Origin of the sequence: Mammaliicoccus lentus (assembly GCF_947036595.1) — a bacterium.
Classification (GTDB): domain Bacteria; phylum Bacillota; class Bacilli; order Staphylococcales; family Staphylococcaceae; genus Mammaliicoccus; species Mammaliicoccus lentus.
In genome coordinates this window covers 2,634,425-2,655,708 of record NZ_OX344834.1, presented here as the reverse complement: position 1 = coordinate 2,655,708, position 21,284 = coordinate 2,634,425, and the positions used below count along the sequence as shown (strand labels likewise).

The 21,284-nt window shown below is 34.8% G+C and carries 20 protein-coding genes and 1 pseudogene; 12 read left to right on the top strand and 9 right to left on the bottom strand.

The window, feature by feature from the left end:
* The first annotated feature begins 142 nt into the window (after positions 1 to 142).
* Both fusA and tuf read left to right on the top strand, forming a co-directional pair.
* Positions 143 to 2,221, top strand: coding sequence for an elongation factor G (gene fusA, locus ACNMOQ_RS13190; protein WP_016999426.1), 2,079 nt, complete (start codon positions 143 to 145; stop codon positions 2,219 to 2,221).
* Between the two features lie 137 nt (positions 2,222 to 2,358).
* Positions 2,359 to 3,549: an elongation factor Tu gene (tuf, locus tag ACNMOQ_RS13185; RefSeq protein ID WP_016999427.1), complete on the top strand. Its 1,191-nt coding sequence runs from the start codon at positions 2,359 to 2,361 to the stop codon at positions 3,547 to 3,549.
* Positions 3,550 to 3,678: 129 nt separating this feature from the next.
* On the opposite strand, the gene ACNMOQ_RS13180 is transcribed toward tuf, so the two are convergent.
* Genes ACNMOQ_RS13180 through ACNMOQ_RS13170 form a run of 3 tightly spaced genes read right to left on the bottom strand, consistent with a single transcriptional unit; the run spans position 3,679 to position 7,210 of the window.
* Positions 3,679 to 4,854 (bottom strand): M20 metallopeptidase family protein, encoded by a 1,176-nt coding sequence (locus ACNMOQ_RS13180; RefSeq protein WP_416349989.1) that lies wholly within the window; start codon positions 4,852 to 4,854, stop codon positions 3,679 to 3,681.
* Complete coding sequence (locus ACNMOQ_RS13175; protein ID WP_016999429.1) at positions 4,838 to 6,037, bottom strand: amidohydrolase; 1,200 nt, start codon at positions 6,035 to 6,037, stop codon at positions 4,838 to 4,840. The genes ACNMOQ_RS13180 and ACNMOQ_RS13175 overlap by 17 nt, the downstream gene beginning before the upstream one ends.
* A 3-nt stretch (positions 6,038 to 6,040) precedes the next feature.
* Positions 6,041 to 7,210 carry an amidohydrolase gene (locus ACNMOQ_RS13170; RefSeq protein ID WP_064204241.1) on the bottom strand — a complete coding sequence of 390 codons (1,170 nt, stop codon included), beginning with the start codon at positions 7,208 to 7,210 and terminating at the stop codon, positions 6,041 to 6,043.
* 153 nt (positions 7,211 to 7,363) lie between these two features.
* Between ACNMOQ_RS13170 and ACNMOQ_RS13165 the strand changes: the two genes are divergently transcribed.
* The 4 genes from ACNMOQ_RS13165 (at position 7,364) to ACNMOQ_RS13150 (ending at position 11,715) form a co-directional block, all read left to right on the top strand.
* On the top strand, positions 7,364 to 8,551 hold the full coding sequence (locus ACNMOQ_RS13165) for a glycine C-acetyltransferase (protein ID WP_016999431.1): 1,188 nt from the start codon (positions 7,364 to 7,366) through the stop codon (positions 8,549 to 8,551).
* A 216-nt stretch (positions 8,552 to 8,767) separates the two neighbouring features.
* Complete coding sequence (locus ACNMOQ_RS13160) at positions 8,768 to 9,730, top strand: L-threonine 3-dehydrogenase (protein ID WP_016999432.1); 963 nt, start codon at positions 8,768 to 8,770, stop codon at positions 9,728 to 9,730.
* Between the two features lie 106 nt (positions 9,731 to 9,836).
* Positions 9,837 to 10,931 (top strand): branched-chain amino acid aminotransferase, encoded by a 1,095-nt coding sequence (locus tag ACNMOQ_RS13155; RefSeq protein ID WP_016999433.1) that lies wholly within the window; start codon positions 9,837 to 9,839, stop codon positions 10,929 to 10,931.
* A 70-nt stretch (positions 10,932 to 11,001) separates the two neighbouring features.
* Positions 11,002 to 11,715, top strand: a complete 714-nt coding sequence (locus ACNMOQ_RS13150; RefSeq protein ID WP_416349988.1) for an HAD family hydrolase — start codon at positions 11,002 to 11,004, stop codon at positions 11,713 to 11,715.
* Positions 11,716 to 11,843: 128 nt separating this feature from the next.
* Here ACNMOQ_RS13150 and ACNMOQ_RS13145 read toward each other — a convergent pair whose 3' ends face one another.
* On the bottom strand, positions 11,844 to 12,512 hold the full coding sequence (locus ACNMOQ_RS13145; RefSeq protein WP_016999435.1) for a deoxynucleoside kinase: 669 nt from the start codon (positions 12,510 to 12,512) through the stop codon (positions 11,844 to 11,846).
* A complete protein-coding gene (locus ACNMOQ_RS13140) occupies positions 12,502 to 13,116 on the bottom strand; it encodes a deoxynucleoside kinase (protein ID WP_064204238.1) in 615 nt (204 codons plus the stop codon). The genes ACNMOQ_RS13145 and ACNMOQ_RS13140 overlap by 11 nt, the downstream gene beginning before the upstream one ends.
* An 83-nt stretch (positions 13,117 to 13,199) precedes the next feature.
* On the opposite strand from ACNMOQ_RS13140, the gene tadA reads away from it, so the two are divergent.
* The 3 genes from tadA to ACNMOQ_RS13125 all read left to right on the top strand — a co-directional run bounded on the left by tadA (position 13,200) and on the right by ACNMOQ_RS13125 (position 15,285).
* Positions 13,200 to 13,667 carry a tRNA adenosine(34) deaminase TadA gene (tadA, locus tag ACNMOQ_RS13135; protein WP_037539269.1) on the top strand — a complete coding sequence of 156 codons (468 nt, stop codon included), beginning with the start codon at positions 13,200 to 13,202 and terminating at the stop codon, positions 13,665 to 13,667.
* Between the two features lie 59 nt (positions 13,668 to 13,726).
* Positions 13,727 to 14,593, top strand: coding sequence for a Cof-type HAD-IIB family hydrolase (locus tag ACNMOQ_RS13130; protein ID WP_016999438.1), 867 nt, complete (start codon positions 13,727 to 13,729; stop codon positions 14,591 to 14,593).
* A 107-nt stretch (positions 14,594 to 14,700) separates the two neighbouring features.
* Positions 14,701 to 15,285: an NADPH-dependent FMN reductase gene (locus ACNMOQ_RS13125; RefSeq protein ID WP_064204237.1), complete on the top strand. Its 585-nt coding sequence runs from the start codon at positions 14,701 to 14,703 to the stop codon at positions 15,283 to 15,285.
* 87 nt (positions 15,286 to 15,372) lie between these two features.
* On the opposite strand, the gene folE2 is transcribed toward ACNMOQ_RS13125, so the two are convergent.
* From folE2 to ACNMOQ_RS13105, 4 genes are all read right to left on the bottom strand, one after another.
* Positions 15,373 to 16,251 carry a GTP cyclohydrolase FolE2 gene (gene folE2 / locus ACNMOQ_RS13120; protein ID WP_016999440.1) on the bottom strand — a complete coding sequence of 293 codons (879 nt, stop codon included), beginning with the start codon at positions 16,249 to 16,251 and terminating at the stop codon, positions 15,373 to 15,375.
* Positions 16,252 to 16,270: 19 nt separating this feature from the next.
* Complete coding sequence (gene bshB2 / locus ACNMOQ_RS13115; protein WP_064211524.1) at positions 16,271 to 16,939, bottom strand: bacillithiol biosynthesis deacetylase BshB2; 669 nt, start codon at positions 16,937 to 16,939, stop codon at positions 16,271 to 16,273.
* Between the two features lie 12 nt (positions 16,940 to 16,951).
* A complete protein-coding gene (locus ACNMOQ_RS13110) occupies positions 16,952 to 17,311 on the bottom strand; it encodes a YojF family protein (RefSeq protein ID WP_016999441.1) in 360 nt (119 codons plus the stop codon).
* A gap of 77 nt (positions 17,312 to 17,388) precedes the next feature.
* Positions 17,389 to 18,195: a MurR/RpiR family transcriptional regulator gene (locus ACNMOQ_RS13105; RefSeq protein ID WP_064211523.1), complete on the bottom strand. Its 807-nt coding sequence runs from the start codon at positions 18,193 to 18,195 to the stop codon at positions 17,389 to 17,391.
* A 120-nt stretch (positions 18,196 to 18,315) separates the two neighbouring features.
* Here ACNMOQ_RS13105 and ACNMOQ_RS13100 point away from each other — a divergent pair.
* From ACNMOQ_RS13100 to nagB, 3 genes and pseudogenes are all read left to right on the top strand, one after another.
* Positions 18,316 to 19,850, top strand: a pseudogene (locus ACNMOQ_RS13100) (PTS transporter subunit EIIC).
* A gap of 14 nt (positions 19,851 to 19,864) precedes the next feature.
* Positions 19,865 to 20,533, top strand: a complete 669-nt coding sequence (locus tag ACNMOQ_RS13095; RefSeq protein WP_064211522.1) for an N-acetylmannosamine-6-phosphate 2-epimerase — start codon at positions 19,865 to 19,867, stop codon at positions 20,531 to 20,533.
* 2 nt (positions 20,534 to 20,535) lie between these two features.
* Positions 20,536 to 21,270 carry a glucosamine-6-phosphate deaminase gene (gene nagB / locus ACNMOQ_RS13090; RefSeq protein WP_016999445.1) on the top strand — a complete coding sequence of 245 codons (735 nt, stop codon included), beginning with the start codon at positions 20,536 to 20,538 and terminating at the stop codon, positions 21,268 to 21,270.
* Positions 21,271 to 21,284 lie beyond the last annotated feature (14 nt).

Below are 21,284 nucleotides of genomic sequence, written 5' to 3'. Positions count from 1 at the left end.
TAGAACCTAGGACCCTAAGCGTTAAAATGATAAAGATTCCTTTTAATGGGTTATCTCTAGTTTTTTAAACACTTAGGGTATCTGCGTATCTATTGTAATAAAAAAACCAAATATCCAATATTTTGGAAGGAGTAAGAATACTATGGCAAGAGATTTCTCTTTGAAAAACACTCGTAATATCGGTATCATGGCTCACATCGATGCTGGTAAAACAACGACTACTGAACGTATTCTTTATTACACAGGCCGTATTCATAAAATTGGTGAAACACATGAAGGTGCTTCACAAATGGACTGGATGTCACAAGAGCAAGAACGTGGTATCACAATCACTTCTGCTGCTACAACTGCAGAATGGGAAGGCCACCGTGTAAATATCATCGATACACCTGGACACGTAGACTTCACAGTTGAAGTTGAACGTTCTTTACGTGTACTTGATGGTGCCGTTACAGTACTTGATGCTCAATCAGGGGTTGAACCTCAAACTGAAACAGTTTGGCGTCAAGCAACAACATACGGTGTTCCACGTATTGTATTCATTAATAAAATGGATAAAATGGGTGCGAACTTTGAATATTCAGTTGGTACATTACATGAGCGCTTACAAGCTAATGCTCACCCAATTCAATTACCAATCGGTGCGGAAGATGATTTCAGCGCTATTATTGATTTAGTAGAAATGAAATGTTTCCAATACAATAACGATTTAGGTACTGAAATTGAAGAAATTGAAATTCCTGAGTCTCACAAGCAAAAAGCTGAAGAAACTCGTGAATCTTTAATTGAAGCTGTTGCAGAATCAAATGACGAATTAATGGAAAAATACTTAGGTGGAGAAGAAATCACAATTGATGAGCTTAAAAAAGCTATTCGTCAAGCTACTTGTGATGTTGAATTCTACCCAGTATTATGTGGTACAGCATTCAAAAACAAAGGTGTTCAATTAATGTTGAACGCAGTTATTGACTACTTACCATCACCATTAGATGTTAAACCTATTGTCGGACATAGATTCGAAAGTGAAGAAGAAGTAATTGCTAAACCTGATGATTCAGCACCTTTCGCTGCATTAGCGTTTAAAGTAATGACTGACCCTTATGTAGGTAAATTAACATTCTTCCGTGTTTATTCTGGTACTATGGAATCAGGATCATACATTAAAAACTCAACTAAAGGGAAACGTGAACGTGTAGGTCGTATCCTACAAATGCACGCTAACTCTCGTCAAGAGATTTCTACTGTATATTCTGGTGACATTGCTGGTGCGGTAGGTCTTAAAGATACTGGTACAGGTGATACTCTATGTGACGAAAAAGATGACATCATCTTAGAAGCAATGGAATTCCCAGAGCCAGTTATTCACTTATCAGTTGAACCTAAATCAAAAGCTGACCAAGATAAAATGACTAACGCATTAGTTAAATTACAAGAAGAAGACCCAACATTCCATGCACATACTGACCATGAAACTGGACAAGTTATCATCGGTGGTATGGGTGAATTACACCTTGATATTTTAGTAGACCGTATGAAACGTGAATTCAAAGTTGAGTGTGCTGTTGGTGCGCCAATGGTATCTTACCGTGAAACGTTCAAAACGCCTGCACAAGTACAAGGTAAATTTGCTCGTCAATCAGGTGGACGTGGACAATTTGGTGATGTTCACATTGAATTTACACCTAACGAACAAGGCGCAGGTTTCGAATTCGAAAACGCTATTGTTGGTGGGGTAGTTCCTCGTGAATATATTCCTTCAGTTGAAGCTGGTCTTAAAGACGCTATGGAAAACGGTGTATTAGCTGGTTATCCATTAGTTGATGTTAAAGCTAAATTATATGATGGTTCATACCATGATGTCGATTCATCTGAAATGGCCTTCAAAATTGCAGCTTCATTAGCACTTAAAGAAGCAGCTAAAAAATGTGATCCAGTAATCTTAGAGCCAATGATGAAAGTTGAAATCGTTATGCCTGAAGAGTACATGGGTGACATTATGGGTGACGTAACAAGTCGTCGTGGACGTGTTGAAGGTATGGAAGCACGCGGTAACGCTCAAGTTGTTCGTGCATTCGTTCCACTTTCAGAAATGTTCGGTTACGCTACAAACTTACGTTCTAACACTCAAGGTCGTGGTACTTATACTATGGTATTTGATCACTACGAAGAAGTACCAAAATCAATTTCTGAAGAAATTATCAAGAAAAATACAGGCGCTTAATCAAAACGCTTTAATAAATTGATTTTTTTCTCAAAATGATTTATAAATTAACTATAGGTTATCCTCATGATGGTGAGTAACCATCATGAGGCTTAATAAAAAAAATAATTTTTAATATGAATAGGAGAGATTTCATAATGGCTAAAGAAAAATTTGATCGCTCAAAAACACATGCCAATATTGGTACTATCGGTCACGTTGACCATGGTAAAACTACTTTAACAGCTGCTATTGCAACTGTATTAGCAAAACGTTCTGGTGACGGAGAAGCTCGTTCATACGCTCAAATCGACAACGCTCCAGAAGAAAAAGAACGTGGTATTACAATTAATACTTCACACATCGAATATGAAACAGCTACTCGTCACTATGCGCACGTTGACTGCCCAGGACACGCTGACTATGTTAAAAACATGATCACTGGTGCTGCTCAAATGGACGGTGGTATCTTAGTAGTATCTGCTGCTGACGGCCCAATGCCTCAAACTCGTGAGCACATTCTTTTATCACGTAACGTAGGTGTTCCTGCATTAGTAGTATTCTTAAACAAAGTTGACATGGTTGACGACGAAGAATTATTAGAATTAGTTGAAATGGAAGTTCGTGACTTATTAACAGAATATGACTTCCCTGGCGATGACACTCCAGTAATTGCTGGTTCAGCATTAAAAGCTTTAGAAGGCGACGAAGCTTACGAAGAAAAAATTGTTGAATTAATGGAAGCTGTAGATACTTTCATTCCAACTCCAGAACGTGATTCTGACAAACCATTCATGATGCCAGTTGAGGACGTATTCTCAATCACTGGTCGTGGTACTGTTGCTACAGGCCGTGTTGAACGTGGTCAAATCAAAGTTGGTGAAGAAATCGAAATTATCGGTTTAACTGAAGAATCATCTAAAACAACTGTAACTGGTGTTGAGATGTTCCGTAAATTATTAGACTTCGCTGAAGCTGGAGATAACATCGGTGCATTATTACGTGGTGTTGCTCGTGAAGACGTTAACCGTGGTCAAGTATTAGCTAAACCAGGTTCAATCACACCTCACACTAAATTCAAAGCTGAAGTTTATGTATTATCAAAAGATGAAGGTGGACGTCATACTCCATTCTTCACTAACTACCGCCCACAATTCTATTTCCGTACTACTGACGTAACTGGTGTTGTAAACTTACCAGAAGGTACTGAAATGGTTATGCCTGGCGACAACGTTGAAATGGACGTTGAATTAATTTCACCTATCGCTATTGAAGACGGTACTCGTTTCTCAATCCGTGAAGGTGGACGTACAGTTGGATCAGGTGTTGTTACTGTAATCGAAGCTTAATTCGATTTCGTACACACTTAACCAAACGTATAATATCTAGCATATTTTACTAGATTTAAATAGAGCAGGGGAAATTCTTATTAACTTAAGAATTTCCCCTGTTTTTTTATGTTCATTAATATATAGAATTTATTTTTCTAATTCTTCACTATGTTCAATAATGGATAGGAAGAGTTTAACGCTATTTTGTAATGATTGTTCATCTAAATCGAATTTAGGGTGATGATGAGGGTAAGTTGCTTTTAATGCTTCATTGCCTACCCCTGTAAAGAAATAAGTTCCTGGTACATGCTGTAAGAAGTAACCAACATCTTCTCCACCGAGTGAAGGCGGAAAATCAAAAGCTTCTTCGATACTATCAATATTACTTGCTAGATTTTTAGCCCATTTTGTTTCCTTTTCATGGTTTACTACTGGTGGATATCCGTCTGTATAGTCTAAGTGACATTTCACACCATAACTTGACTCTATACCGTTTAAAATCCCATTTAAACGATCTTTGATTTGTTCTTTAACGCTAGGTAAATAACTTCTTATTGTTCCTGTTAATTTTACTTTGTCCGCTATAACATTAAAGGCGTTACCACCTTTAAATGTTCCAAATGTGACAACTGCTGACTCAAGTGGGTCAATAGTTCTTGATACAATACTTTGCGCCTGAACAATTAATGATGAAGCTGCAACAATTGGGTCTTTTGCGAATTGAGGCATTGCGCCATGCCCACCAAGCCCTTGGATTTCAATTTCAAATGAATCTGCAGCTGCATAAGCAGGTCCAGCACAAAATCCGACTTTATTTGCGTCTATATGGCTCGCTGTATGGGTACCGAATACATAATCAACACCATCTAATGCACCAGCTTCTATCATAGCTCTAGCGCCACCTGGAAGGACTTCTTCAGCATGTTGATGAATAAGTACGACATTACCATGGATAGCATCTGAATGTTCTTTTAATATTTTAGCTGTTATTAATAAGCTTGCTGTATGAGCGTCATGTCCACAAGCATGCATAACGCCCTCTACTGTAGACTTATAAGGCACTTCCTTTTGATCGTTGATAGGCAAAGCATCAAAGTCTGCTCTTAAAGCAATAGTAGGACCTTCTTTCCCGCCTTTAATATAGCCTAAAAGTCCGTTACCTCCGACATCTTTTTTTACTTCAATACCTAAATTTTCAAGATAATCTGCGATATACTTTTTAGTATTTTCTTCTTGAAAAGATAATTCAGGATGTTGATGTAAATGCCTTCTAATTTCGATTAATTCATCCATATGCTTTTCAACTTCATGCGTTAAGGTCATTTTTATAATCTCCTTCCATAAACTTAAATGTTGTTAATAAAAAGATGCGTACAGCATTGATTAACCCTTTTTCATCGATATCGAATTTTGGATGATGATGGGGAAAATCTGCTTTAAAATGCTCATTTCTAGTTCCGGTATAGAAGAAAGCACCGGGCACTCTTTGTTGGTAATAAGAGAAGTCTTCACCACTTAAACTTGCTTCTAATTCTACCAGTTCATAAACGCTATCAACTTCTTGAGTGGCTTCAAGAATGAGGTCAGTCTCACGTTCTGTATTAATGACAGGAGGATAGCCTTTACTATATTTTAAATCGTAAGTAACATCTGTTGAGGTTGTTAAGCCTTCAAGTACTTTTTTGAAACCTTCTACAACGCTTGCTTGAGTCTCTGAATCAAATGTTCTTATCGTCCCGCCAATTTTACATGTATCTGGTATAACGTTATTTGTTTCACCAGCATTAAACATTGTGATAGAAAGAACGGCAGGTGATAAAGCACTTGTTTTACGTGAAACAATATATTGTAAGTCATTACATAGTTGAATTCCGGCTGCTAATGGATCTATTAATTGGTCGGGATGAGCTGCGTGACCACCTCTACCTTTTAACGTAATCCAGAAGTCATCTGGAATGCCTGTTGTTGTCCCGTATTTATAACCGACTTTACCAACATCTATAGTACTTGATACATGTTGGCCAATGATAGCGTCCACACCTGTTAGGCATCCGTCTGCAATCATTTGTATCGCACCTCCAGGGTCTACTTCTTCAGCATGTTGGTGAATAAAAACAACACGACCATTAATATCATCACGATGTTCAGATAAAATTTTTGCAGTCATGAGTAAGACAGCAGTATGCGCATCATGTCCACAAGCATGCATGACTCCATCTACAGTAGATTTATAAGGTACTTCTTTTTCGTCTTGTATAGGTAATGCATCAAAATCAGCTCTAATTGCTAGGGTAGGGCCTGGTTTATCTTTGTTTAATGTTCCAACTACACCTCTGCCACCAACACCTTCTCTAACATCTATGTCTAGATTACGAAGGTAATTTGCAATATAGGCTGGAGTTTGTACTTCTTCAAATGAAAGTTCAGGATTCATATGTAAATGCCTTCTGATTTCTATCATCTCATCATAATAATCTTCAACTTTTTGAAATAAAATATCTTTCATTTATTATATTACTCCTTCAACTTCAAGAATTTTTAAAAACATTTCTGTTGTCGTTTTCATTGCATCTTCATCTAAATCAAACATTGGGTGATGGTGAGGGGCTGTTGAAGATTTTTCTTCATTACCACTACCAGTTAGGAAGAAGCATCCTGGACGTTCTAAAAGATAGTAAGAAAAGTCTTCACCAATCATCATTGGTTCGATATCTTCATAAGTAAGGTCTAAATCTGTAGCTGCTTCTTTAACAACATTGTATTGTTCATCATGATTAATGACGGTAGGATAGCCTCTTCTATAATCGAAATCGTAACTTGCGTTATTTGCGATACAGATACCCTTTAAAAGGCGTTCTAGTTCTTCTTCGATTAAATCCTTCACTTTGGGATTAAACGTTCTGACAGTGCCTTCAATAGTCGCTGTGTCGCTAATAACATTAAAGGTGTTACCTGCGTCAATTTTTCCTACAGTAATAACACCTTGGTCGATAGGATCTAAATTTCTTGAAATGATTTTTTGTAAACTAGAAATATACTCTGAAACAATGACGATAGGATCAATGGAAGTGTGTGGTTTAGCACCATGACCACCTTTACCTTGAATCGTGATTTTAAAATAATCAGGAGAAGCCATCATTGCACTACTCTTAGTTTTAATTTCTGATGTTGAATGTCCACTCCAAAAGTGATTGCCGTATATTTTATCTACGCCATCTAAAGCACCATCATCAACCATTGGTTTAGCGCCACCTGGACTTAATTCTTCCGCGTATTGGAATATAAAAACGACATTACCTTTCAATTGTGATTGATGTTCATGTAGTAATTCACATAAAGTGAGTAGTGTAGCTGTATGCCCGTCGTGTCCACAAGCATGCATCACACCATCTACAGTAGATTTGTATGGAACGTCTTTTTCATCTTGAATAGGCAATGCATCAAAATCAGCACGAAATGCAATAGTCTGACCTGGCTCATTTCCTTTAAGTTTTGCTACTATACCATTTTGACCAACACGTTCTCTTATTTGTAACTTATCTAACTTTTTGAGTTCAGATAAAATAAAATCATGAGTTTTATCCTCATGATATGATAATTCTGGATTCATATGCATATATCGTCTTATTTCTACGAGACGATCAAATTTTTCTTCGATTTCTTTTTTCCAATTGACCATTGCTAAACCTTCTTTCAATTCTTTCGAAATATAATACGACTATTGTAGCAAAATTTATAGAAAATTTAAACAATTCAATTTACTGTGATAACGCTTAATTCTTTGATTTTAGTATGTTATGATAAATAAAAAGTGCTAAAGGAGAAAGTGCAAATGGTACAAACATTAGAAACATTTTTAACAACAAATTTAAATGAATTGAAGGATAATGGTTTGTATAATGAAATTGATATTGTTGAAGGCGCAAATGGTGCTGAAATTAATATTGGTGGAAAATCATATATCAATTTATCTTCAAACAATTACCTTGGATTAGCAACAGACGAAGATTTGAAAAAAGCTGCTAAAGACGCAATCGATACTCATGGTGTTGGCGCTGGTGCAGTACGTACTATTAATGGGACACTAGATTTGCATAGAGAATTAGAAGAGACTTTAGCTCAATTTAAAGGGACTGAAAGTGCAATTGCTTATCAATCTGGATTCAACTGTAACATGGCAGCAATTTCAGCAGTTATGAATAAGAATGATGCAATTCTTTCTGATGAATTAAACCATGCTTCTATTATAGATGGTTGTCGTTTATCTAAAGCGAAAATCATTCGAGTGAATCATTCTGATATGGAAGATTTAAGAGCAAAAGCAAAAGAAGCAGTAGAGTCAGGTCAATATAACAAAGTAATGTATATTACTGACGGCGTATTCTCTATGGATGGTGATGTAGCTAAATTACCAGAAATCGTAGAAATCGCTGAAGAATTTGGCTTAATCACTTATGTTGATGACGCTCACGGCTCAGGTGTTATGGGTAAAGGAGCAGGCACAGTAAAACATTTCGGTTTACAAGATAAAATTGATTTCCAAATTGGAACGTTATCTAAAGCAATAGGTGTAGTAGGCGGATACGTAGCAGGTACGAAAGATTTAATAGATTGGTTAAAAGTTGCTTCAAGACCTTTCTTATTCTCTACTTCTTTAGCACCTGGAGATACTAAAGCAATTACTGAATCAGTTAAAAAATTAATGGCTTCAACTGAATTACACGATAAATTATGGGATAATGCGAACTACTTAAAAGAAGGCTTAAAAGCTAAAGGGTTCGATATTGGACATTCAGAAACACCAATTACACCAGTAATTATTGGTGAAGAGAAAAAGGCTCAAACATTTAGTAAACGACTAATGGACGAAGGTGTATATGCAAAAGCTATAGTATTCCCGACTGTGCCTAGAGGTACAGGTCGTGTAAGAAATATGCCAACTGCAGCACATACGAAAGAACAATTAGATCAAGCAATTGAAACTTACGAAAAAATTGGTAAAGAACTTGGATTGCTGTAAATAATGTGAAGTGACAGGCTGAGACATAAATAAATGTCTCAGCCTTATTTATGATATACTCCCTGTTTTTATGTAATAAGTGCCCTTTTTATTATAGAAATGTGTTTCTCAAGTATACAAATTGGCTTAAATAAGTTAAAATAACTATAAAGAAAGCGTTTTTGTACGTTCTAAAAAGACAATTGAACATTTCAATAGTACAGGAGGATTTTTATTATGAAAAAAGTCATCATAACTGGTGCACTAGGTCAAATCGGGACAGAATTAGTAATAAAATTAAGAGAAAAATTTGGTAACGATCAAGTTCTAGCTACAGATATAAAAAGACCAGAAAGTGACAGCGTTATATTAAATGGACCATTCGAAATACTAGATGTAACGGATAAAGACAGATTGTTTGAGCTAGTTGAAACATTTAAAGCAGATACAATTATGCATATGGCTGCTTTATTATCTGCAACTGCTGAAAAAAATCCTTTATTTGCATGGAATTTAAATATGGGTGGGCTTGTAAATGCTTTAGAAGCGGCAAGAGAATACAACATGCAATTCTTTACACCAAGTTCTATAGGTGCTTTCGGGCCTAATACACCAAAAGATATGACGCCACAAGAAACGATACAAAGACCGACTTCAATGTATGGCGTGAATAAAGTAGCAGGAGAATTATTATGTGACTACTATTATACGAAATTTGGCGTAGATACAAGAAGTGTACGTTTCCCTGGGTTAATTTCTTATGTAAAAGAACCAGGCGGAGGCACAACAGATTACGCTGTGGAAATATACTTTAAAGCGATACGAGAAGGTAAATACAATAGTTATATCGCTAAAGGGACATATATGGATATGATGTTTATGGATGATGCTATTAATGCGATTATTCAATTGATGGAAGCAGACGGGGAAAGATTGGTTCATCGTAACGCATATAACGTAAGTGCTATGAGCGTAGAACCAGAAACAGTTAAAGCTTCAATACAAAAAATATTGCCTGAATTTGAGCTTGGTTATGATGTTGATCCTGACCGTCAAGCAATTGCAGATACTTGGCCAAATTCAATCGATACAAGTTGTGCTAAGGAAGAATGGGGATTCAATCCACAATATGATTTAGATAGCATGACAAAACTAATGTTGAAAGCAATTAAAGAAAAAGACCAATTAGCAAAAAGTTAAATATATTATGAGTATTTTTTAAATTTTCTAAAAACTTATTGAATAACCCCTCTATGACTGATATACTTGATAACATTAATTATTAATTAGCCTAGGAGGAATCATTATGTCAGAAACATTTTACGTAGAACAGCGTGAGCAGCTGAAAGAAAAACCGGATTTCCAAAAGTTAGCGTTCGGCGAAATCTTTACAGATTATATGCTATCTATGTCTTATAAACAAGGTGAAGGCTGGTCAGAGCCTAAAATTATTCCATATGGGCCAATTACTTTATCGCCAAGTGCACAAGGGCTTCATTATGGTCAAACAGTATTTGAAGGCATGAAAGCATATAAAGACGGAGATGAAGTAACGTTATTCAGACCTGACCAAAATTTCAAAAGAATCAATTTATCGTTAAAACGTTTGGAAATGCCACAAATCGACGAAGACAAAGTATTAGAAGGTTTATTACAGCTAATTGATATAGAACGTGATTGGGTGCCTAATGGTGAAGGCCAATCTTTATATGTGAGACCATTTGTATATGCAACTGAACCATACTTAGGTGTACGTTCGTCAACAGATTATGAATTTCTAGTGATTCTTTCTCCTGTAGGTGCATATTATGGTGATGAACAATTAAAACCAACAAGTATATATGTCGAAGATGAGTTTGTTCGTGCTGTTAGAGGTGGAGTAGGTTTTGCTAAATGTGGTGGAAACTATGCTGCTAGTTTAATTGCACAAACACGTGCTAATGAATTGGGCTTTGATCAAGTTCTTTGGTTAGACGGCGTAGAACAAAAATATATCGAAGAAGTAGGTAGTATGAATATCTTCTTTGTAATCGATGGTAAAGTAGTAACACCTGAATTAAATGGTAGTATTTTACCAGGTATTACAAGAAAAACTGTGCTCGAGTTAGCCCAAGAATTGGGTTATGAAACTGAAGAAAAACGAATTTCAATCGATGAAGTAGTCAATGCACATCATGATGGTCGTTTAACAGAAATATTCGGCACAGGAACTGCAGCTGTTATTTCACCAGTTGGCTTCTTAAAATATGATGAAGTTGAAATTACAATTAATGATAATAAGACGGGTCCTATCACAAATCATTTATTTGATGAGTACACAGCAATCCAAACAGGTAAGAAAGAAGATAAACATGGTTGGAGAGTAGTAGTAGGACAAGAAAGCCGTATTGAGACAGTATAAAGATATTTAAAATAAATCAGGCTGAGACATCTATTTGTCCCAGCCTGATTTTTTAAAGGAGAATACATATATGATTAATTGGCTATTATTTGATAAAGACGGAACATTACTAAAGTTTGATGAAACATGGTCTGAAATCTCTCTTGTGATGATCAATAAATTTATAGAACAATATCAAGTTGAAGAAGAACAATCATTACAAGAAGAATTAGGATATGTAGACGGAAAATTTTTAGCAAGTGGTATTTTAGCTTCAGGAACATTATCTGATATCGTAAAAAAATTTCAAAAATACGCTAATCATGAAAATAATAAAGAAGTAGAAGACTGGACAGTACAATTAAGCAAAGATTTAATTGCAGAATATAATCCAGAAACGGTCGTAATAGACGACATGCAAAATACATTAAAATATTTCAAAGATAAAGGATATCAAATAGCGATTATAACGAGCGACGATCAAGACGGAACAAAACGCTTTATCAAAGATGCAGGCGTCAGTCATTTAATAGACGATACAATTACCGCTACTATTAACGGTTATCAAAAGCCAGACCCTAAAATGGTAGAAGACTTTTATGCAAAATGGAACGTTGTACCAGAAGAAATAGCAATAATAGGGGACACCCCAACAGATATACAAATGGGACGAAATTCACATTTCGGTGTAGTAGTCGGTGTACTAAGCGGTACTGGCGAAAAATCAGACTTGGAAGAAGCGGATTATATATACAAAGACATAAATGAATTTTATGAAAAAGAAGCAGAATGGAATGGTAGATGATTGGAGCCTTGCCTCAGTCAAGTATACATTTTCAAAATCGAAGACAACAAAAAACCCCAACCTGAAAGATAATTCTAACGGGTTGGGATGTTTATTTTAGGAAAAGATTTATCCTACCTATATATTTCCTACTTCACTCTTGTATCGATAGCGCGATGTGTTTCAATGACGTGTGCTACTTTGTCGATGACTTTGTTGATTGATTCTGGGTCTTCGTATAAGTCATAATCATTTATATTTACACGAACAACTGGACACTCTGTAAAGTTGTTAATCCAATTATCATAGCGTGCGAAAAGTTTTTTCCAATATTGTTCGTCTGTTTCGATTTCCATTTGTCGTCCTCTATTTTTGATGCGTTGTATAACATCTTCATAGTCGCATTCTAAATAAATTAATGCATCTGGTTTAGGGAAGTATGGGGTCATAACCATTGCTTCAAATAGTTCTCTATAAGTTGCGTAGTCTTCTTGTGTCATTGTTCCTTGTTCTTCATGCATTTTTGCGAAAATATCAACGTCTTCGTAAATGGAACGGTCTTGTATAAATCCACCGCCGTACTCGAACATTCTTTTTTGTTCTTTAAAGCGTTCTGCTAAAAAGTATATTTGAAGGTGGAAGCTCCAGCGTTCAAAGTCGTGATAGAATTTTTCTAAATATGGGTTGTTATCTACTTTTTCAAAAGATGTTTTAAAGTTTAAGCGCTCACTTAGAGCTGTTGTTAATGATGACTTTCCTACCCCAACAGTACCAGCAATCGTTATAATCGCATTACTGGGAATGACTTTATTGGTCATGTTTAATCTCTCCAATCAAAGGTTGTAATAAATGTAAAACGTGTTGATAATCTGAGGTGTTATGAACGAAATCTAAATTTGAAGTATCTATTTGTATTGCATCGATTTCATTTTTTACTTCTTTATAAAACTGATTATAGTCGTGTTTTAATTGTGCTAAGTAGTCGTCTTCTATTTGAGCCTCATAGGATCTATTCCTATTGGCAATGCGTTCTTGAAGAACATCTAAGGAAGCATCGAGGAAGATTATTTGATCTGGCATGCGAATATCTTCAGTTAAGATATCGTAGATTCTACTGAATTTATCATATTCAAAATCGTTTAAAGTGTTTTTAGCGAAAATTTTATTTTTAAATATGTGATAATCACTTACGATGCCTTGCACATTTTGTAAATCTGTTAATTGTTTATAGCGATGACATAAGAAGAACATTTCAGTTTGAAAACTCCATTTTGAAATGTCATCATAAAAATCACTTAGAAATGGATTTTCATCTACAATTTCAAATTCTTCTTTATAATTCAAAGCTTTAGCAAGTTTTTTAGTTAAAGAACTTTTCCCGACTCCTATAGGTCCTTCAATTGCAATAAAGGTTTTTTTCATATTTATCTCTCCAGGTGTTAAAATAGACATACCTATTCTATCACAAATTAAACGGAGTGAAATAAAACGTGCATGAAAATTATATGAAACTTGCTATTGAAGAAGCGAAAAAAGCATGGAAAATGGACGAAGTACCAATTGGTGCAATTGTTGTGTATAAAGGAGAAGTAATTGGACGAGGGCATAATTTAAGAGAAAATGAACAAAGTCCTTCTGCACATGCTGAGATGTTGGCAATACAAGAAGCATCTGAATATTTAAATTCATGGCGTTTAGAAGATACTACTTTATATGTAACGTTAGAACCTTGTGTTATGTGCTCGGGCGCTATAGTAATGAGTAGAATACCTCATGTTGTATACGGCGCAAGTGATCCTAAAGGTGGATGTAGTGGTAGTTTAATGAATTTAATAGAAGATACAAGGTTTAATCATCGTTCTACAGTAGAAAGAGGAATATTAGCAGAAGAGTGCGGAGAGATGCTTCGTACGTTTTTTAAAGAAAAAAGAGCGAAAAAGAAGCAAAACAAAGAGAAGAGTTCAGATTCATAGAGTTTATACAGATAATTTGTTAGAATTTATGTTGAATATAAAGAAAAGAGGTCTCTCTAATGATAAAGTTAATCGCAACAGATATGGATGGTACTTTACTAAATGCAGCACACGAAATTTCTAATGAGAACTATGAAGCAATAAAATATGCCCAATCTAAGGGTATTACGGTAGTTATTGCTACGGGAAGAGCTTTTTATGAAGCGAATGGTCCAATTGCACCAACAGATTTGACTTTACCTTATATTTGTTTAAACGGGGCTGAATTAAGGGATGAAGAATTTAACATTATTCATACATCTAAATTAACACGTCCATTAATTGATAAAATTACAGGTGTCTTAAATAGTGAAGATATTTATTACCAAGTGTATACGAACTTTGGTATTTATACAGAAGACCCAGAGAAAGACTTAGAAATCTATGTGGATATAGCAGAAAAAGCTGGCCAAAAAGCGGATGTTAAGAAAATTAGAGCTAATATACAAAATCGTATAGATAATGGGACTTTGAAACAAGTTGATAGCTATGACGAAATTAGTAAACGTCCAGGCGAAATTATTTTGAAAATCTTAGCATTTGCGAGTGATTTAGAAAAAATAGATAGAGCTAAAGCAGAAATTTCTGAGTCTCAAAGTTTAGCTGTATCTTCTTCTTCAAGAGGGAATATAGAAATTACACATTCTGATGCACAAAAGGGAATCGCATTAGAAGCAATCGCTGAACAACTCAAAATACCAATGTCAGATGTTATGGCGATAGGTGATAATTTAAATGACATTTCTATGTTAGAAAAAGCAGGATACGCAGTTGCAATGGAAAATGGTGCACCTGAAGTTAAAGAAATGGCGGATTATATAACAGATACAAACGAAAATAGTGGTGTTGGTAAAGCCATCATACAAGCTTTGAAAAGCGAAGAGTAATTGTTAATAGTCCATTAGACTGATTTTTAACTGAGTATAAACTCTTAGTTATTCAGTATGTTATACTGTGAGGTATAATAAATATCATAGATTTTGAGGTGACAACAGTGAAAGTATTACTTATTGTAGGTAGCGCTAAACAATACTCTCATACACATGCACTGGCGCAATTTGTTCGCGGTAACTTAGAAGAACAAGAAGCAGAGGTAACATTGTTTGATTTATATGATAAGCCAGTTCCGTTCTTAGATGTATCTGGCCGACACTTAAATGATGAACGTATTAAAGCAAATGTTAATGAATTACGAGAACTAGCTGAAGAAGCAGATGCTATTATAATTGGTACACCAAATTATCACGGTTCATATTCAGGCGTAGTAAAAAATGCATTAGACCATTTAACGATGGACGAATTCAAAATGAAACCAGTTGGATTAATTTGCAATAGTGGTGGCATGCGTAGTACGGAACCATTATCACACTTAAGAATTATCATGAGAAACTTGTTAGGAATTGCTGTACCTGTCCAAATCTCTACACAAGATGCAGATTACGGAAAAACAGAAGACGGCACTTACTATGTGGATGTAGATGATATTAAATTACGCGTTAAACTATTTACAGAGCAAATCATTAAATTAATTCAGAATAATCCATGGGTTGAAACTGAAGAAGAAGAAGTGAATTTGTAATTAAGGAAATAGGGTTAAATAAAAATGAAAAACAGCCAAAATTCTTTTTTAAATAAGAATTTTGGCTGTTTTTTTAGTTATATATGATTATTTTGAGTATTTTAATCTTGCGAATGCATCATGTTGATGTATTGATTCTTCATTACGGCATTCTATTTCGAAACCATTAATCCATTCTAATTCGACTAAATCTGCCGCTACTAATCTAATTAAGTCCTCTACGAAGCGAGGATTTTCATATGCACGCTCTGTAACTGCTTTTTCATCTGTACGTTTTAGTATTGGATAAAGCATAGAGCTCGCATTTGCTTCCATACCGTCTAAAATCAATTCTTTATAATTATCCGGTAAATCAGTCTCAGTGTCTAAATCAATTAGGACTGTAATAATACCGCGCTGGTTATGAGCAGAGTATTCACTAATTTCTTTAGAACAAGGACATAGTGTTGTAACCGGTACTTCGATACCTAATGATTTTTTAGTAAGTTTGTCGTCTGATACTGATAAAATGTAACGTATATCAGCGTTTCCAACAGCTTTTTGTTGAGTAATTGGACTGTATCGGTTAAAGAACCATTTAGCTGATACGTCTACAGAAGCTGTATTTTGAAACATTGCACTTTCAAGTGTATTGAGTAATGATTTTAAAGAATCAAAACTTAAAGGCACACCGTTATCGTAATGTTTTTCAACACTTTCGATGATACGGCTCATATTAATACCTTTTTCATCTTGATTTAAACTTGTTGAAAACTCAAAATTACCAATTGATTGAAAACCATCTATTTTAACAGGATAAACTAAATTTTTAATACCAACATGCTCAATTTCGAATAGGAAATCTTTTTTAGAACTTTGTAAATCAGGCATTTTTTCTTTTTCAGTAGGTTTCGTTCCTTTGATTGGATCTACTGAACCAAAATATTTCCATCGCGCTTCACGTGTTGATAAATCGATTTGTTTCATTAACATTGCCTCCAACTATCTATTCAATATGATATGTCCAGAAATGTTCTGACTTCAACCACATATCTTTAGCCGCTTCACTCTCTTGTGTATTTGAAGCGAGGTTTTGTAACATTGGTCCGGTTTGAGATGCATGAGCTTGAAGTACTTTCATTTTACGTTCCTCATAACCAGTTATATCTATATTTACATCGGGCTCTCCGAGATCGCTATACGTGTCATTGCTAAATGCTACTAAATGTAATTTAGGACGTTCTGATTTTTCCATACGGCTTACTGTTCTTATCACTGCTTCTGCAGTTGCTTCATGGTCTGGATGTACAGAATAGCCTGGATAGAATGATATTATTAGTGATGGATTTAATTCATCTATTAATGATTTTACCATATTATCTATTTCATCTTTCGGTTCAAATTCAACAGTTTTATCTCTATAACCCATTTTACGTAAATCAGTAATACCAATTGCTTCAGCAGCTGCTTCTAATTCACGTTCTCTAATAAACGGTAAAGACTCTCTTGTTGCAAAAGGAGGGTTGCCGAGATTACGACCCATTTGACCTAAAGTTAAGCATGCATAAGTAACTGGGACACCGCTATCTATAAATTTGCTTAATGTACCCGAAGTTCCAAACGCTTCATCATCTGGATGTGGGAATATAACCAATACTTGTCTTTCTTTATCCATTGTCGTCACCTCTTATTCCTTAAACGGTTTACTACTAATTTCTAAACTAGCAGCAAGTTGCCCTTCATGATTTAATCCCGCTAATAATAATTCTTTATTTTCCGTTACTTCATAATGTGTCAAACCTTGTACATAAACCCAGCCATTATTGTCTAATTTAAGGCCCACACGGAAAGGCTCTTTAACGCCACCTGTTAAATGGGCATGGGTAAATGTAACTTGAATATTTCTTAAAAATGTACCAGCGTTGAACACTTTTTGATCAAAGTGATTCGCATACGCACCATTTGTTGTCTCTACATGAAGATAAACTGGCTTATTTTCATATTCTGATATTAAGGTTTGAACTTGATCTATTTGAATTAATTCCATGCCTTTCACTCCTCATAGTATATACTTTACTATTCTACTAAATTCTCGAGTAAATTTATATACATTCTGCTCACAACTCAGGAATTATTATCCTTTAAAATAACTTCTTTAGTATGGTCGTATTGTGTTAAATGACTTTCGTGTGATAAAAGCATGTAACTGACAACATCTATTAGAAAATGAGCTGAAATTTGAGTGTTAATAAATTGATGATCATTTATTCTAGTTTGATCTATCGTCATAATCGTTATGTCTGAGAGAGCGGAAAGAGGGCTACCAGCATAGTTAGTAATCGCAATAATTGTGGCACCATGATCTTTAGCGATTTTAACAGCGTTAACCAATTCTTTTGTTTCTCCACTATTAGACAAGGCAATAAATGTATCTCGCTCAGTGAGCAAAGAAGCACCAATTTTTATTTGATGCACATCTGTCGCTGAATTTCCTTTAATACCCATGCGCATTGTTCTGTAATAGAACTCAGTGGCTGTTAAACCTGAGCTACCTAATCCTGCAAATAACGCATGTTCACTTTCTATTAATACTTCGATCAATTGATTTATTTTTTTATTAGAAATAAATTCACCTGATTGTTGAATGATAGATTGATGATATTCATATATCCGTTGTATGAGAGGTACGTTTTGAATATCTGTTCCATTATAAGATTGTTGAATATTAAATTTCATATCTTGGAAATGCTGATAATTAAGTTTATGACTGAAACGAGAAATACTAGAAGGTGAAACACTAATAGCATAAGCTAATGCAGTAATTGTTGAAAAATGGTCGCCTTTCGGATGAGTAGTAATATACTGTGCAATTTTTTCGTCCGTTTTTGTGAAAAGATATGAAAATTGTTGAATACGATTTTCAAAATTCATGGTTAACACTCCTGTTTTCTATAATATGTGTATTATATTTGAAAAAGTTTTTCAAAACAACGAATGTTATTGACTAATCTTTTCATGGTGTTATATTTAGTTTCAATAGGAGGTGTGTCCATGAGTAAAATTTTTGATAAGGCACAACAATTCGGGAAATCATTTATGTTACCCATCGCTATATTACCAGCAGCAGGTTTGCTTCTGGGTATTGGAGGTGGTTGAGTAATCCAAATACAATAAAAGCTTATCCAATCTTAGATGTGGATTTATTACAATATATCTTTATATTAATGTCTTCAGCAGGAGATATTGTTTTTGCTAATTTACCAGTAATATTTGCTATAGGTGTAGCGATTGGATTAGCGAGAAGTGATAAAGGTACAGCTGGTCTAGCAGCGATGTTAGGCTTTCTAATTATGAATGCAACTATGAACGCGTTATTGACGATTACTGATAATATTGCATCTCAAGATTCACTTGCTAAAGCAGGGCAAGGGATGATGCTAGGAATCCAAACAGTTGAAACAGGTGTATTTGGTGGTATTATCGTTGGTATTTTGACGTCATTTTTACATAATAAATATAACAAGATTACATTGCCACCATTTTTAGGGTTCTTTGGTGGTTCTAGATTCGTACCTATTATAACCTCTGTAGCTTCTATAGTATTAGGTGTTGTATTGTACTTTGTATGGCCGACCATCCAAGGTTGGATATTTGGTGCAGGTGGACTTGTGAATAAGACAGGTGTTATAGGAACTTTCATTTATGGATTTGTATTACGTATGCTTGGACCATTTGGACTGCATCATATATTCTATTTACCATTCTGGCAAACAGCTTTAGGTGGTACAATGGAAATCAACGGTAAAATTGTTCAAGGAACACAAAATATATTTTTCGCTCAGTTAGGCGATGCTAATTTAACACATTATTATTCGGGCATCTCACGTTATATGTCTGGTCGATTTATAACAATGATGTTTGGCTTGTTAGGTGCTGCATTAGCTATCTACCACACTGCAAAGCCTGAAAAGAAAAAGGTCGTAGGTGGTTTAATGCTTTCAGCGGGACTTACGTCATTCTTAACAGGTATAACAGAGCCTTTAGAATTCAGTTTCTTATTTATTGCGCCAGTTTTATATGTTATCCATGCTATATTTGATGGATTAGCCTTTATGATGGCTGATATATTTAATATTACAGTTGGACAAACTTTTAGTGGTGGTTTTATTGATTATATACTGTTCGGTGTGTTACAAGGTAATAGTAAGACAAATTATTTACTAGTGATTCCAATTGGTATAGTCTGGTTCTTACTGTATTACGTTACATTTAGATTTTTAATTACTAAATTTAACTTTAAGACGCCTGGCCGTGAAGATGAAGCGGCGGTCGAAACTGTTAAAGCAAGTGAACGCGCGCAAACAATTATTAAAGGTTTGGGTGGCAAGGAAAACATTGATGCTGTAGATTGTTGTGCAACAAGATTGAGAGTGACCGTTAAAGATGGTGAACAGATTGATGAAGATTTGATTAAATCAACTGAATCACGAGGTATTGTTCAAAAAGGTACAGGTGTACAAATTATATATGGTCCTCATGTAACAACAATTAAAAATGAAGTTGAAGAAGCATTAGAAGAAAAATAAGGAGTGCATTTTAAATGTTACCGCAAGGATTAATTGTTTCATGTCAAGCATTACCAGAAGAGCCATTACATTCTTCATTTATTATGAGTAAAATGGCATTAGCCGCTTATCAAGGTGGTGCTAAAGGAATTAGAGCAAATACGAAAGAAGACATTATTGCAATAAAACAAGAAGTCGACTTACCAGTCATCGGTATTGTAAAAAGAGATTACGAAGGTTCCAACGTATTTATCACAGCTACTACGAAAGAAGTCGATGAGTTGATTGAAAGTGGATGTGAGGTAATTGCTCTAGATGCGACTAAACAAGAAAGACCAAAAGAATCACTTGAAGAAATTGTTCAGTATATTAGAGATAACGCACCAAATGTAGAAATTATGGCTGATATATCAGATTTAGACGAGGCAATCAATGCTGATAAGCTTGGGTTTGACTATGTTGGTACAACATTAAGAGGTTATACATCATATACTAAAGGTCATGTATTATACGAAAATGACTTTCAATTTTTAAAAGATGTATTAAATAAAGTCGAAGCTAAAGTGATAGCAGAAGGAAACGTTGTAACACCTGAAATGTTGAAGCGTGTAACGGATTTAGGTGTTCATTGCACAGTTGTTGGAGGCGCAATTACAAGACCTTTAGAAATTACAAAACGATTTATTAAAGAAATAGAGGGATAATCATGAAATTTATAAATTTAGGTACTGAAAAAGAAGCTTGTCATTATGTTGCAAATGAGTTATTAAAGCAAATCATAACTGACAATAAGAGTGTGTTAGGTTTAGCTACTGGTGGTACAATGGTCGGCGTATATGAACAATTAGTTAATTTAATTAAAATAAATAAATTGGATTTAAGTAATATTACAACCTTTAATTTAGATGAGTATATAGGAATCGACTCTGATCATCCAGAAAGTTATTACACATATATGCACGATATATTATTTAACCATTTATCTAGTTGGAATGAAGAAAAAATACATTTACCACATGGATCAGCAAATGATTTAAATAGCGAAGTAGAACGCTATGAGAATCTAATAGATAAAGAAGGTCCAATGGACATACAAATATTAGGAATTGGTGAAAATGGTCATATCGGTTTTAATGAGCCAGGAACATCATTTGATAGTTTAACAAGTGTAGTTGATTTAACAGAATCAACAATAGAAGCTAACAGTAGATATTTTGAAACGAAAGAAGAAGTACCTAAACAAGCAATTTCAATGGGTATTCAATCTATTTTAAAAGCTAAACGCATCATATTATTAGCTTTTGGACCAAAAAAAGCAGAAGCGATTCAAAAGTTGTTGTCAGGTGAAATTACGACTGATCTTCCAGCTTCAGCATTGTACAATCACCCGAATGTAGAAATTATTGTAGATAATAGTGCTTATAGTAATAAAGAATCTTAAAGTACATATGTAAA

Coding starts and splice junctions, on each gene's coding strand:
- ACNMOQ_RS13150 (WP_416349988.1), top strand. CDS start 11,002: ATGATTAATTGGCTATTATTTGATAAAGACGGAACATTACTAAAGTTT.
- ACNMOQ_RS13155 (WP_016999433.1), top strand. CDS start 9,837: ATGTCAGAAACATTTTACGTAGAACAGCGTGAGCAGCTGAAAGAAAAA.
- folE2 (WP_016999440.1), bottom strand. CDS start 16,251: ATGAAACAAATCGATTTATCAACACGTGAAGCGCGATGGAAATATTTT.
- ACNMOQ_RS13160 (WP_016999432.1), top strand. CDS start 8,768: ATGAAAAAAGTCATCATAACTGGTGCACTAGGTCAAATCGGGACAGAA.
- bshB2 (WP_064211524.1), bottom strand. CDS start 16,939: ATGGATAAAGAAAGACAAGTATTGGTTATATTCCCACATCCAGATGAT.
- ACNMOQ_RS13180 (WP_416349989.1), bottom strand. CDS start 4,854: ATGACCTTAACGCATGAAGTTGAAAAGCATATGGATGAATTAATCGAA.
- tuf (WP_016999427.1), top strand. CDS start 2,359: ATGGCTAAAGAAAAATTTGATCGCTCAAAAACACATGCCAATATTGGT.
- ACNMOQ_RS13170 (WP_064204241.1), bottom strand. CDS start 7,210: ATGGTCAATTGGAAAAAAGAAATCGAAGAAAAATTTGATCGTCTCGTA.
- ACNMOQ_RS13140 (WP_064204238.1), bottom strand. CDS start 13,116: ATGAAAAAAACCTTTATTGCAATTGAAGGACCTATAGGAGTCGGGAAA.
- ACNMOQ_RS13130 (WP_016999438.1), top strand. CDS start 13,727: ATGATAAAGTTAATCGCAACAGATATGGATGGTACTTTACTAAATGCA.
- fusA (WP_016999426.1), top strand. CDS start 143: ATGGCAAGAGATTTCTCTTTGAAAAACACTCGTAATATCGGTATCATG.
- ACNMOQ_RS13105 (WP_064211523.1), bottom strand. CDS start 18,195: ATGAATTTTGAAAATCGTATTCAACAATTTTCATATCTTTTCACAAAA.
- nagB (WP_016999445.1), top strand. CDS start 20,536: ATGAAATTTATAAATTTAGGTACTGAAAAAGAAGCTTGTCATTATGTT.
- ACNMOQ_RS13175 (WP_016999429.1), bottom strand. CDS start 6,037: ATGAAAGATATTTTATTTCAAAAAGTTGAAGATTATTATGATGAGATG.
- ACNMOQ_RS13110 (WP_016999441.1), bottom strand. CDS start 17,311: ATGGAATTAATTCAAATAGATCAAGTTCAAACCTTAATATCAGAATAT.
- ACNMOQ_RS13145 (WP_016999435.1), bottom strand. CDS start 12,512: ATGACCAATAAAGTCATTCCCAGTAATGCGATTATAACGATTGCTGGT.
- tadA (WP_037539269.1), top strand. CDS start 13,200: ATGAAACTTGCTATTGAAGAAGCGAAAAAAGCATGGAAAATGGACGAA.
- ACNMOQ_RS13095 (WP_064211522.1), top strand. CDS start 19,865: ATGTTACCGCAAGGATTAATTGTTTCATGTCAAGCATTACCAGAAGAG.
- ACNMOQ_RS13165 (WP_016999431.1), top strand. CDS start 7,364: ATGGTACAAACATTAGAAACATTTTTAACAACAAATTTAAATGAATTG.